Origin of the sequence: Rhizobium sp. AP16, from assembly GCF_000281735.1 — a bacterium.
GTDB classification, from domain to species: Bacteria; Pseudomonadota; Alphaproteobacteria; order Rhizobiales; family Rhizobiaceae; genus Rhizobium; species Rhizobium rhizogenes.
Window position 1 is genome coordinate 112481 of record NZ_AJVM01000001.1, and the last position, 13090, is coordinate 125570.

Annotated in this window: 10 protein-coding genes; 2 read left to right on the plus strand and 8 right to left on the minus strand. The window is 59.3% G+C overall.

The window, feature by feature from the left end:
* Positions 1-16 precede the first annotated feature (16 nt).
* Complete coding sequence (locus tag PMI03_RS00490) at positions 17-961, minus strand: LysR substrate-binding domain-containing protein (protein ID WP_007688830.1); 945 nt, start codon at positions 959-961, stop codon at positions 17-19.
* A gap of 92 nt (positions 962-1053) precedes the next feature.
* Here PMI03_RS00490 and PMI03_RS00495 point away from each other — a divergent pair, with 92 nt between their 5' ends.
* Positions 1054-3495 (plus strand): FAD-dependent oxidoreductase, encoded by a 2442-nt coding sequence (locus PMI03_RS00495; protein WP_007688832.1) that lies wholly within the window; start codon positions 1054-1056, stop codon positions 3493-3495.
* A gap of 235 nt (positions 3496-3730) precedes the next feature.
* On the opposite strand, the gene PMI03_RS00500 is transcribed toward PMI03_RS00495, so the two are convergent.
* The 6 genes from PMI03_RS00500 to PMI03_RS00525 form a co-directional block, all read right to left on the minus strand.
* Positions 3731-4252 (minus strand): flavin reductase, encoded by a 522-nt coding sequence (locus PMI03_RS00500; protein WP_007688834.1) that lies wholly within the window; start codon positions 4250-4252, stop codon positions 3731-3733.
* A gap of 10 nt (positions 4253-4262) precedes the next feature.
* Entirely contained in the window at positions 4263-5051 is a 789-nt protein-coding gene (rutD, locus tag PMI03_RS00505) for a pyrimidine utilization protein D (RefSeq protein WP_007688836.1), read from the minus strand.
* Positions 5052-5056: 5 nt separating this feature from the next.
* On the minus strand, positions 5057-5446 hold the full coding sequence (rutC, locus tag PMI03_RS00510; RefSeq protein WP_007688838.1) for a pyrimidine utilization protein C: 390 nt from the start codon (positions 5444-5446) through the stop codon (positions 5057-5059).
* Positions 5447-5470: 24 nt separating this feature from the next.
* The gene (rutB, locus tag PMI03_RS00515; RefSeq protein WP_007688840.1) at positions 5471-6211 is read right to left on the minus strand and encodes a pyrimidine utilization protein B; all 741 of its coding nucleotides are present in this window, start codon (positions 6209-6211) and stop codon (positions 5471-5473) included.
* Positions 6208-7299, minus strand: coding sequence for a pyrimidine utilization protein A (gene rutA / locus PMI03_RS00520; protein WP_007688842.1), 1092 nt, complete (start codon positions 7297-7299; stop codon positions 6208-6210). The genes rutB and rutA overlap by 4 nt, the downstream gene beginning before the upstream one ends.
* A 353-nt stretch (positions 7300-7652) precedes the next feature.
* A complete protein-coding gene (locus PMI03_RS00525; protein WP_007688845.1) occupies positions 7653-9476 on the minus strand; it encodes an ABC transporter ATP-binding protein in 1824 nt (607 codons plus the stop codon).
* Positions 9477-9994: 518 nt separating this feature from the next.
* Between PMI03_RS00525 and PMI03_RS00530 the strand changes: the two genes are divergently transcribed.
* A complete protein-coding gene (locus PMI03_RS00530) occupies positions 9995-12277 on the plus strand; it encodes an EAL domain-containing protein (protein ID WP_007688848.1) in 2283 nt (760 codons plus the stop codon).
* A gap of 61 nt (positions 12278-12338) precedes the next feature.
* Here the strand turns inward: PMI03_RS00530 and PMI03_RS00535 are convergent, their stop codons facing one another.
* Entirely contained in the window at positions 12339-13067 is a 729-nt protein-coding gene (locus PMI03_RS00535) for an SDR family oxidoreductase (RefSeq protein WP_007688849.1), read from the minus strand.
* Positions 13068-13090 lie beyond the last annotated feature (23 nt).

Consider the following 13090-nt stretch of genomic DNA (forward strand, 5'->3'; position numbering starts at 1 on the left):
TCTTCGCGCCCAACGGTCAGGCAGCGGGGATATCGGTCGTTTCGAAGATGGGCGCGTCGGCATCCTGTTCGAGCAGCCAATCCCGAAAGAGCATGGCGCCGTGTTTTGCCGGGCGCTGCGCTGGCATCACGAGGTATATGGACTGGCCGGAGCGATGGACTGCGTCCAGCGGATAGACCAACCGGCCGGCTTGGACATGATCATGGACAAGGTGTTTCCAGCCAAGCGCAATACCTTGCCCGAGAACGGCGGCCTCGATCGAGCTGAGCGCGTCCGTGAAAACGAAATCCTGGGCGAGGCGGGCGACGGGGACGGAATGGTGGAGCAGCCAGTCACGCCAGCCGAGCCGAACGCGATGCCGTTCCTCGAAATGCAGAAGCCGGTGATTCAGCAAATCGGCGGGCACATTGATCGGCCCGTGCTCCCTGAGATAGTCGGTGTTGCAAACCGGGATGACTTCTTCCGTCACGAAATGCCACGCATGGATCCCCGGCCATTTGCCGGCGCCGAGGCGCGCTGAAATATCGATGTCTTCTTCGTTCAAATCCTGGTCGTCGCGGCTGCTTTCCTCGATACGCAGCGCGATATCGGGATGCTTCACCTTGAAATCCTTGAGGCGCGGCAGAAGCCAAAGCTGCACGAAGGAGGTTGAGAATGATACTCGGACCGTGTCGTTCGAATGCTTCGTGCGCAGGGATGTCAGGACCATATGCAGGTGATCGAAGGCTTGCTGCGTTTCCCTGTAGAGTCTTTGCCCCTCGGCTGTGAGCTCCAGCCGCGTGTGTTCGCGGCGAAACAGTTTTAGCCCCGTCGCCTCTTCCAGCAGCTTGATCGTCTTGCTGACGGCCGGTTGGCTGACGTTCAGTTCCTCGGCAGCGGCAGTGAAACTTCGTCGCCGCGCTGCCGCCTCGAAGACGAAGAGATAATTTGCCGAGGGCACCAGGGATCGCAGTCTATGCATAAATTGAAGTTATGCCCCTCTGCATTTTTTTGCAACGTCACAAGTGTGTTCGTGGTCAGTAGTCTCGCCCGAAATCAAATCGGGAACTCTCCATGCAAACTCATGCTCGCGCCGTCGTCATCGGTGGTGGTTGTGTCGGGGCCGCCATCCTTTACGGTCTTGCCAAACGTGGCTGGACGGATGTCGCCCTTCTGGAACGTACGCAGCTGACTGCTGGCTCCACCTGGCATGCCGCCGGTCTCATCCCCTCCTATGCGCGCAGCATCAATATCGGCCGCATGATCGCCAAGACGATCGAAATATATGAGGGCCTGGAAGCGGAGACCGGCCAGCATGTCGGCTGGCACAAATGCGGGCAGCTGCGCATCGCCAACACGCGTGACCGCCTGGACGAATACAAGAGCTATATGAGCGTTGCCGCCGTTCAGGGCATTCGCGCTGAACTCGTGACGCCACAGGAAGCCCGTCAACTCTGGCCGCTTCTGGAAAATAATCACGACATGCTGGCGGCACTCTATCATCCCGATGACGGCCACATAGCACCGGCCGACGTCACGCAGGCAATGGCAAAGGGCGCTCGTGATCGCGGTGCCAAGATCTACCTCAATACCGAGGTGCGCGGCTTCGAGCGCATGCCGGGCGGCGAGTGGAAAATCCTCACCAACAACGGCGAGATCATTTGCGAACACGTCATCTCGGCGACCGGCAATTATGCCCGCCAGACGGGCGCCATGCTCGGCCTTGAAATTCCGGCAATCCCGATCGTCCATCAATACTGGATCACCGATGCGGTGCCGGAAGTGATCGAGCGCAAGCGGCAGGGACTGCCGGAAATGCCGATCCTGCGCGACGAGGCTTTCGAAGGCTATCTGCGCGAGGAGGGTGATGGCCTGATGTTCGGCCCCTATGAAAGGACCGAGCATCTGAAGCTCTTTGCGGAGAACGGCGTTCCGGAATGGTTCGGGGCCGACCTGCTGGAAGAGGATTTCGATTCCGTGTCCTGGAACTGGGAGCGCGCCATGGAGCTCGTTCCGGCGCTCGGCCGGGTGGGCATCAAGGCGAACGTGCGCGGCCCGTTCCAGATGACGGCTGACGAGTTGCCGCTGGTGGGACCGGCCTGGGGGCTGGAGAATGTCTGGATCGCGGAAGGCGTGCCCGGTGGTATCCTCTGGGGTGGCGCCATCGGCTATTACCTGTCGGAACGCATCGTCGAAGGCGCCAACAGCCTCGACACCTCCGAACTCGACCCACGCCGCTTCGGTGACTATGCCAATAAGGAGTGGACGCGGCACAAAGTGCGCGAAAGCTGGGGCACCCATGCCGAACAGCATTATCCGGGCCAGGACATGCCAGCAGCCCGACCGCAGAAAACGGCGCCCTCCTACGACATCCTGACGAAGCGCGGTGCCGTCTGGGGTGTGCTGAACGGCTGGGAAATGCCGAACTGGTTCGCACCAGAGGGTATCGAGGCCAGGGATCAGAACAGCTGGCGCTGGACGGAGAAGGGCAAGTATGTCGGCGAGGAGGTTCATGCGGTGCGCAACATCGTCGGTCTCGTCGAAATGACGCCGATGACGAAATTCGAGATCTCCGGTCCGGGCGCCGAGGCCTGGCTCGACGGCATCCTCGCCAACCGCCTGCCGAAAGTCGGACGCGTCAATCTCAGCCATCATCTGACCAGGAACGGCGGTGTCCAGGCGGAGTACATCGTTTCCCGTCTTGAGGACGGCATGTTCTACCTGATTTCGACGCCGCGCGCCGAGCGCTGGAATTTCGACGACCTGTCGAAGCTCTTGCCGAAGGACGGGACAGTGCAGTTGCGAAACGCAACGAATGAGCGCGGTTGCTTCACCATCGTCGGACCCAAGGCGCGCGAGGTGCTGCAGGGCCTCACCGAAATGGATATTTCCAACGAGGCATTTCCGTGGTTCGGGGTCAAATCAGGCACGGTCGGTCTTGCCACCGACGTCCGGCTGCTGCGGGTGAACTATGAAGGAGAACTCGGATGGGAGCTCTATCATCCACTTTGCTACCAGCGTCATCTCCTCGAAGCCCTGCTGGCGGCCGGCGCGCCGCACGGCTTGCGCTTGATCGGTCTGCAGGCGCTGGAATCGCTCAGGCTGGAGAAATCATATCGCGCCATGTATCGCGATATGAACCCGGAACTGACGGCATGGGAAAGCGGCCTTGACCGCTTCATTCGCCTGGACAAGGGGGAGTTCATCGGCAGAGAGGCCCTGTTGCGACAGAAAGAACAGGGCGTCGAACAACGTTCGGTCACCATCAGCATCGACACGGATGGAGCAAGCTCGCTCATCCATGAAGGCGTCTATCGCAACGGCAAGCTGGTCGGCTGCATCACCTCCGGTGGCTATGCCTACACGCTTGGCTGTGATGTCGCTTTTGCGCTGCTGCCGGTCGAACTGGGCGCTCCCGGCACCGAGCTCGAAGTGCCGATCCTCGGAGAGATGCGCAAGGCGCGCGTAATCCCTGAATCACCCTATGATCCCGACACTCTGCGCGGCCGCATGTGAGGGTCGGACAGCGAGAACATGGGAAGGCGTTAAGTTTCATATCCTTTTCCCGTTTCTCCGTTTACAGCGAAGCACCGGCCGTAGGGATAAACTAAAGCGCCGAAATCGAAGGATCTCGTGCGGGCACGTTGTCTATTGATCCAGCTTCTGGAAAATCTCGGAAAGCAGATTGGAAAGATCGATCGCTTCCTTCTGGCCCAATATGTTCATCACGTCTTGGCGATTTCATTTGGGTCTAAATGGTATGATATCGCCGGTCGAAATAGATGAGTGCCTGTCCGCCCACGTTCTCGCGGATAGCGACGACGTCGCAAATCAGGATGTCATGCGTGCCCCCGTCGGAGATGGCTTTCACCCTGCAATCGAGAGAGATCAGCGCGTCGTCGAGCACAGGTGCTCCCGTTTCAAGCGAGGACCAGCTGGCACCCTCGAAACGCTCGTTCACAGGCGTCTTGCCGCCGAAAAGCCGGCTAAGCTCCTCATGGCTGCGCTCCAATGTATTGACGCAAAGCACACGGTTGGCGTTGACGGCCGGATAGGCGGAAGAGCCGCGATTGAGGCAGACCAGCAATGTCGGCGGGCTGTCGGTCACGCTGCACACCGCTGTTGCAGCAAAACCCGCAAGCCCTCCCGGGCCATCGGTCGTCACGATGTTGACGGCGGCTCCGAGCCGCGCCATGGCGTTGCGGTATTCCTGCTTCCTCTCGTCAAGGGAGGGGCTGGCTGGTGCGGCGACCGTCAGGGATGAGGCTTGCATGTCAGGCTCCTTATCGGACTTCCGATCTCGCGCGTAGAAAGCGCAGCACTTTATTGTTGAATTCCTCGGGCTCGACGACGTTCACCGCATGGGCGCCAAAGTCGGAAAGGGTAAGCTCGGCGGCCGGCAAGCCCTCGGCAAGCCGGACGGAGCGCGTATAGGGCACGAGCAGATCGTCGCGCGTGCCGACGACCAGCGTCGGAGTGCGGATCTCGGCGAGCCGGTGGTCGATATCGAACGCCCGCAACGCGGCGATCCGTTTGAGAACATTCGCCTTGCCCTGGAAATGCGCGACGCCATGGCGCTCATCCGCCGCCATGCGCTCGGCATTTTCCGACATCCAAACGGCCGGATAGAGAAACAAGGGCTGCGCCTTGACGAAGGCTTCGACGCCGGATCGCTCCAAAAGCTCGATGCGGATATCGAAGCAGCGGCCGGAATGCGGATCGGCCTTGCTCCATGCGTTGATGAGGATCAGCTTCCCGATAAGCTCGGGACGCCGCAGTGCGATGTCGAGGCCGATGAGGCCGCCGAGCGCGTGGCCCATGAAGTCGAAACGATCAAGTTGCAGCCGGGCTGCAATCTCCAGCACATCGTCCGCCATGGCCGAGATGCCACCCGTATCCGGAACATCGCCGCCGGTGTGTCCCGTGCCGCGATGGTCGTAGGTGACGATCCGGAAATCGGTCGCGAGCGCCTCGATTTGAGGCGCCCAATAGCTTCCTGATCCGCCAAGCCCGGAGGACAGGATGATCGTCTTCGCGTCGGGGCGATCGAGCCCATGAACCTCGAAATGCATGCCGCCTACTTCTTGCCGATATGAGCGACGGTTGCGATCTCGACCAGCGCGTCTGGCTTGACGAGCCCGCACAGGATGCAGTAGCGCGCCGGCTTGTCGCCGGGGAAGTATTCGGCATAGACGGCGTTGACGGCCTGGTAGTTGGCCCAGTCGGTGACGAAGATATGGTTCATCGTCACGTCTTCCATGGTGCCCCCGGCTGTCTCGATCACCGATTTGATGGTTTCGAGCACATGGCGCGTCTGGGCGCCGGCATCGCCGACATGCACGACGTCATTGTTCTTGTCGAAGGGCAGGGTGCCGGAGACATAGACGATACCGTCGGCAAGCGTGCCGGGCGAAAATGGCGCGATCGGCTTATGGGTTCCTGCGGGCACAATGATGGACTTGGGCATGAGGGTCTCCTCTTGATGATTGGATCAGGCTTCGTTTGGAGCGGCTTGTGAGACGGTGGCGCAGAAGTCGTTGACCGTTGCGACCCAGCCGAAGAATTTCTCGACGTTGTAGACGGTCGCCTGCTGGATGAAATCGGGGCCGAGATGATGGGTGGCATCCTCCAGCATCACGCCGAAATATTCGAGATGGAACGCATCGCGGAGCGAGCTCTCCACGCAAACATTCGTGGCGATGCCGACGAAGACGAGATTGCGGATGCCGCGCGCGCGCAGCACGCTGTCCATATTGGTGTTGAAGAAACCGCTGTAGCGGGTCTTCGGCACCAGGATGTCGCCGGGTTGGGGCTGCAGCTCGTCGACGATCGCGTAGTCCCAGGTTCCCTTGGCGAGAAGCTGCCCCTGTAGCTCCGGTCTCTGGCGCATGGTCTTCAACGCGTTGGACTTGTGATAGTTCGGCGAGCCGGGGCCACCAGCCTCCACATAGTCCTTGTCCCAACCGTTCTGGAAATAGATGACCTGAACACCGGCGGCGCGCGCCGCGTCCAGTGTCTTCTTGATATTGGCGATCGTGCCCTTGGCTCCCGCTATATCGAAGCCGGCGAGATCGACATAGCCGCCTTCGGTCGAATAGGCGTTCTGCATGTCAACGACGACAACCGCTGTCTCACTGGGCTTCAGCGTGATCGGTTCGGGCCTGGCGGGGAGGGTGACGCTCTGCGAGCGCTCCTGAGGGGCCTGATATCCGGCTGCGGTAACGGCGCTCATTCGGCGGCCTCCAGCATGGGCTTTATATGTTGACGGCATTTCATCAGCGGCTGGATCTTCGTGCCGAAATCTTCGACACCCTTCACGAAGTCGTCGAAGGTCAGCAGCACGCCGCCTGTTCCGGGAACGGTCGGGACTTCATCGAGCAGCTTGGCGATGGTCTCGTAGGAGCCAACGAGTGTTCCCATGTTGATGTTGACGGCCGAGACGGGGTCGGCCATCTGGCGGATATTGGTGTCCGAACCGGACTTGGTATCGGCGGCACCCTGCACGCCGAGCCAGGCAATCGCTTCCTGGTCTGCGCCGTCCTTATAGCTCTCCCATTTGGCGCGGGCGGCCTCATCGGTCTCGTCGGCGATCACCATGAAAAGGACGAAGGAAGAGACGTCGCGGCCGGTCTTGGCCGTCGCTACCTGAAGCCGTTCGGCTGCCGGAGCAAACGCCTTCGGCGTATTGACGCCGACGCCGAAGCAAAAATTGTAGTCGGCATATTGGGCCGAGAACTCCATGCCCGCGGTCGAAGAGCCGGCGCAGATCACCTTCATGTCGGCCTGGGGCCGTGGCGACAGGCGGCAATCGTCCATCTGGAAGAATTCGCCCTTCAGATCGCTCTTTCCGGTCTCCCACAGATCGCGCAGCACGGTCGCGTATTCGCCGAGATAGTCGTAGCGCTTGGCGAAATACTCGTCGCCCGGCCACATGCCCATTTGGGAATATTCCGGGCGCTGCCAGCCGGTGACGAGGTTGAGACCGAAGCGGCCATTCGAAATGCTGTCGATGGTCGATGCCATACGGGCGACGATAGCCGGCGGCATCACCAGCGTTGCGGCGGTCGCAAACAGCTTGATGCGGGTGGTGACGGCAGCGAGGCCCGACATCAGCGTGAAGGATTCGAGATTGTGATCCCAGAACTCCGTCTTGCCGCCGAAGCCGCGCAGCTTGATCATCGAGAGCACGAAGTCGAAGCCGTATTTCTCCGCCTTTAGCGTAATCTCCTTGTTCAGTTCGAAGCTGGGTTTGTACTGCGGCGCGTTTTCCGACAGCAGCCAACCATTGTTCCCGATCGGGATGAAAACACCGATTTCCATATCTGCTCTCCTCTTGAGGTCGCGAGCGGCCAAGGCCTGGTTCGGAATCTTGAAAGCAGGTTGCGTGCCAAATCGAAAAGTTCAATAAAATCAATGGCGGTCGGTTTTGCGCGTCCTAAATTATTTATCGTTTGGTCAAAAATTTACCGTCCGATAAATTTTTGACCAAACATCGTGCGCTGCCGCCCAAAATTGCGGCAGCGCACGATGTGCCGTGTGAGATGGCCCCGCTCAAAAACTGGCATGGTTTATGATGCCGACTGGCTACGGTGTCATAACATCACGAGTGCGATGCGGTCGCCTTGTTTGCCGAGGCGAGCCGGTTCTGCGGGGAGTGACTGCCTGTAGACTTCTTATTCGCCGATCAGCCCTTCGCTCGCGATGCCCTTCGTCAGCTCCAGCGCCTGGCGCTCGAACAGCCCGCGATAGATCCCGCCTTTGCGCCGAATGAGGCTGGCATGGGTGCCTTCCTCGGCAATATCTCCGTGTTCGAAGACCAGCAGCCGATCGAGCGCGCGCACAGTCGACAGGCGGTGAGCAACGACGAGCGTCGTGCGTCCCTCCATCAGCCTCTCCATCGCCTGCTGGATGAGCATTTCCGATTCCGAGTCGAGGCTTGAAGTCGCTTCGTCGAGGATCAGGATCGGCGCATCGGCCAGGAATGCGCGGGCGATGGCGATGCGTTGCCGTTCGCCGCCGGAGAGCTTGATGCCGCGTTCACCGACAAGCGTCGCATAGCCCTTCGGCAGCGCTTCGATGAAGTCGTGGGCGCTTGCAAGCTGTGCAGCCCTCCTGATCTCTGCTTGCGTGGCCGTCGGCCTTGCATAGGCGATATTTTCCGCCAGCGAGCGGTGAAACAGGATGGGTTCCTGCTGCACGATGGCGATCTGGCGGCGAAGAGAGGTCTGCGCCACCTTGGAAATATCCTGCCCGTCGATCGAGACCGTGCCGTGGTTGACGTCATGCAGGCGCTGGATCAGCTTGATGAAGGTCGTCTTTCCCGAGCCGGAATGGCCGACAAGGCCGACCCGCTCGCCCGGTTTGATGGTGACCGAGAAGTCTTTGTAGAGCGGGGCATGGTGGTTGCCATAATGGAAGGTGACATGATCGAACGTGATCAGGCCGGCCTTCACATGGAGGGCTGGCGCGCGGGGAACGTCCTCGACGCCCAAAGGCTGTGCGTGGATGGTGACAAGCTCCTCCATGTCGTTCACCGAGCGCTGCAGGTTGCGGATATGCATGCCGATTTCACGCAGATAGCCTTGAAGGATGAAAAAGGCAGTCAGGACGAAAGTGATGTCGCCCGCATTGGCCTTGCCGTTGGCCCAAAGCCAAAGGGCAAGGCCGAGCACGCAGCCGCGCAACAGGCTGAGCAGTGCATTCTGCGAGGTGCCGTTCAGGGTGCCCCGCGTCCAGGTGCGAGCGGTGCGATCCCGCCACTTGCGCATGACCGTGGCGAGACGCTTGTCCTCCCGGTCTTCAGCACCAAAGGCCTTGACCACGGCGTTGCAGGTCACGGCATCGGCGAGCGCACCGCCAAGGCGTGTATCCCAGCTATTGGCCATGCTGGCCATCGGCGCGACATAGCGCAGAGCCATCGTCGCCGTGAAGGCGATAAAGAGTACGGATCCGGCGCCAACCAGCAATCCCATCATCGGCCAGTACCATGTCATCAGAATGGTCGAGCCGATGAGCATCACCAGCGATGGGAACAGCGCGACGAAGACGGTGTCGTTGAGCAGGTCAAGCGCCCACATGCCGCGCGTTACCTTGCGAACGGTGGAGCCGGCAAAGCTGTTGGCGTGCCAATCGCTCGAAAAGCGCTGGATATGGAAGAAGGAATTCGCCGCGATCTCCGACATCGACTTCAGCGTGAAGCCGATGATGGCGGTGAACGTGGCATGCCGCAAAATGACGGCGCCGATCGACAATGCCATCAGCCAGCAAAAGGCGTTGAAGGCATTGTTCCACGTTGCGGCGTCGCCGGCCTTTCCGGACACCACGGCATCGACCAGCCGGCCGGAAAACAAGGGCGTGAGCACATCCGCAAATGTAGACAGCATCGCTGTGAACAACATGAAGGAGGCGCGGCCTGGCTGTTGCTTCCAGTGAGCCCAGCAAAAACGGAAAACGCTGCGAAAAGCACCGCCGCGGCGGGATTTGAAACCAAGAGCCATTGATGTATCCGGCTTTCGCCGGCTCCGTCATAGGGAAAAGGATCTCCGCGCAAAACCGCGCGAAATGGTTTGGTGGGGAACGATCGACGGGAGGGTTAGCACCAGTCCATCAGGTTCTGCCGCGTTGAAAAACGCGGCCGGCTTCAGGCGATATTCGCCGAAGCCACTGGGGAGTTGGAAAAAATAGCCATCGAAAACTCCCTAGAACCGTGTTGATGATGATCAATCCTAGATCGGTTGGACGCGCAGGCCAAGTCAAACCCGGCGAAATTTTCGGCTAAGCTTTGAGATGCGGCATAGTTGCAACAGTAGCCAGGTCGCAAGCTCTCGGGGAAGGGGATTTGTTGGCCACCAGCTGCGGCAGGCCATACCAAAATGCATCAAAAGGACGTGGGGCTTAACGCCTTAAGGATTCGTTCACCATGATCGCAGCTTCGTCTCGGCAATGAATTGACGTTCACCCGAACATAACCTCGCAAAAGCAGAATGGTCATTCCTATCTGTTCCGAGGAATTTCCGTGGCTAAAGGCGTCATTGTGGACGGCAAACTGCCAATCTCATTCTCCGAGGTCGAGCCGGCTTCGAACGCTGTCATGTCGCCCAGGATGTCGGACGATTCTCATCATGAAGCTGACTTGGGCGAGTGCCAGAGTTGGCTGGAGAATATGATCAACCAAATCCCTGATTATATATATGCCAAGGATTTGGAAGGACGTTTCCTGTTTGCAAACCAAGCGATCGTTGCCAACAACGGGCTGTCGCATCTGAAGGATTTGGTCGGGCGGACGGATTTCGATTTCCTGCCGCACCACATAGCGCAAATAGCCACGGATGTTGAACGTAGTGTCGCCGAGACAGGACAGCCCCATTTCGGTGGTGAGGAGTTGGCATTTCGTGGCGGTGGGGAGCGATGGCTGATGATCACGCGTGTCCCGCTGAGAGACGCGTCTGGAACAATAGTCGGCGTTGTCGGCGTTTCCCGTGACGTCACCGCGCAGAAATCGGCAGAACGACGGATGCGCGCTCAGTCCGGTCTGCTCGAAATGATAGCGCGCGGAATGCCTCTGCCCAATTTTCTTGAAGAACTTGCTCTGATGACTGCCGGATTCGCGAAGGGTGTGCACGCTGCATTCCTGACGATCACGCCAGATCCGGCGGAGTTGCGTCTGGCGGCTGCGCCGACCTTGAATGAAGACTATCGCAAACGCGCCAATGCGACATTCATTCGTACCGTTCCCACAGATCTCGACGCCGCCGCGGCGGCACTCAAGCTCGCCTTTGATCAGGCGGGTATCTCTGAACTTGACCATCAGTGCCGCTGTTTGGCAATTTCCGACGCCGACGGGCAGATCGAAGGCATCCTCGCTCTCTATTCGTCTGAAGGTTCACGGTTTCAGCCGGATTTCTCCGAGTTTGTTTCGATCGCGGTGCACATGGCCGGGATAGCAATCAGCCGTCATCGTGCGGAGGCAAGGATCGGGTTTCTTGCCGACCACGATCCGCTGACGGGGATGGCCAATCGCGCATTGCTGGACCGAAAACTCACCTTTGCAATGCAGACGGCCGATTCGACGAAGAGCGAAGTGGCGCTGGCATTCCTCGATCTCGACAATTTCAAGCTTGTCAACGACAGCCTTGGTCACTCGGTCGGCGACCAATTGCTGAAGATCGTGGCCAGCAGGATCAGCGAGCTGACAAGTGACCAGGGTTCTCTCGCCAGAATCGGGGGAGACGAGTTCGTGATTATTCTTGAGCAAATGGATCTCGAGAGCTGCCTGGATCGATTGTCGGCAATAAGAGAAGCAGTTACACGCCCGATCGTACTCAACGATATCGAACTCAGGGTGACCTGCAGCATCGGCGTCGCCAGTTACCCGAGCCATGGCAGCACCGCGGGAGAGCTGCTCGCTTCCGCAGATATGGCCATGTATCGGGCGAAGGAGCTGGGTCGCGACGGAATAGCCTTGTTCACCTCGGCAATGACCGCCATCGTCCGAAAGAAGCTTTCCCGGACCGACGAACTCCGCCAGGCACTTCTTCGCGATGAGTTCGTGCTGCACTACCAGCCGCAGGTGGACGTCCGGACAGGCAGGATCGTTGCGGCCGAAGCGTTGATCCGCTGGAACCATTCGAGCGAGGGCCTTGTCTACCCAGGAGATTTCATTGCTCTTGCCGAAGAGACGGGTCTCATCGTGCCAATTGGTGAATGGGTACTCAAGACGGCGTGCAGGCAGGCCAAGGCATGGCAGGACCAGGGGCGCGAACCAATCAGGATCAGCGTCAATGTCTCAGCCAGGCAGTTTCAGGAAAAGCGCCTGATCGAGACCGTGGCGACTGCGCTGAGTGAAAGCGGCCTCGATCCAATATGGCTCGAGCTTGAAATCACCGAGAGCCTGATCATGAAGGACCTCGCCGGTTCGATTGCCAGAATGCAGGAATTGGAGACGCTGGGCGTAAAGCTCGCAGTCGACGATTTCGGAACAGGCTATTCGAGCCTCAGTGCGCTCAAAAGATTTCCTTTGTCGCGCCTCAAGATCGACCGCTCATTCATCGCCGACATTCCGCACGACGCCGACGACATGGCCATAACTGCAGCGATTATCTCGCTTGCCCAGAAGCTGGGTTTGGAGGTGATCGCCGAAGGTGTCGAGACGGAGGAGCAGGCTCGCTTCCTCGTCGAAAGCGGCTGTAACGAGATTCAGGGCTATCTCTTTAGCCGGCCCGTTGAAGAGGCGCAGTTCAATCGGATGCTCGAGAACAATGGCGGCATGCATCCGCTCTTACGAACACAAGCTTCGTGAGCACCAAGCAGATGAATGCCGCCATTGTTCTCGAGCATGCGAGTAGCGGCACTCCAGCCATTCAGATGTCGAAGTTCTGCGGCAGGATCACGAGGTCGCGGATTGTCACATTGCGTGGCCGTGTCAGCATGAACAAGACCGCTTCGGCAACTTCGGATGGCTCGATGAGATTGCCTGCTGCCATCGCTTTTTCGAGATTTTCGGGCGGCCAATCCTTCAGGAGCGCCGTCACCACCGGACCGGGTGCGATTGCCCCCACGCGTATTCCATGTTTCGAGACTTGCCGCCGCACCGTGTGGACGAAGGCTTGCACTGCATGTTTTGAGGCCGTGTAGACCGGTTCCCACACCACCGGGACGTGGCCAGCCACCGAACTGGTCACGATGATATCGCCGGCCTTGCGCTCCACCATATGCGGGAGGACCGCGTGTACGCAGCGAAACACGGCGTTGATGTTGAGATTGAGCATCCGGTCAAAGGCGTCCGGATCGCCTTCGATAAGATCGCCGCCGATATAAGAGCCTGCATTGGCGTGGAAGACGTCCAGTTGCCCGGCTTTTGAAAGGATCTGCGGCATCATGGTGGCGATGCTGCTCGTGTCGGCCAGATCGATCACCAGCGGGATAGCGTTACCGCCAAGTTCTTGGCAAAGAGCGTTCAGCCTATCCTCCGCGCGGTCGATCAGGACGACACGGGCGCCGGATTCAAGGCAGATCTTGCTGCAGGCAAGGCCGATTCCGGATGCGGCACCGGTGATGGCGACGACTTTTCCCTCGAGTTTGTTGGTCATTTTCATTCTCCTCCTGACTATTT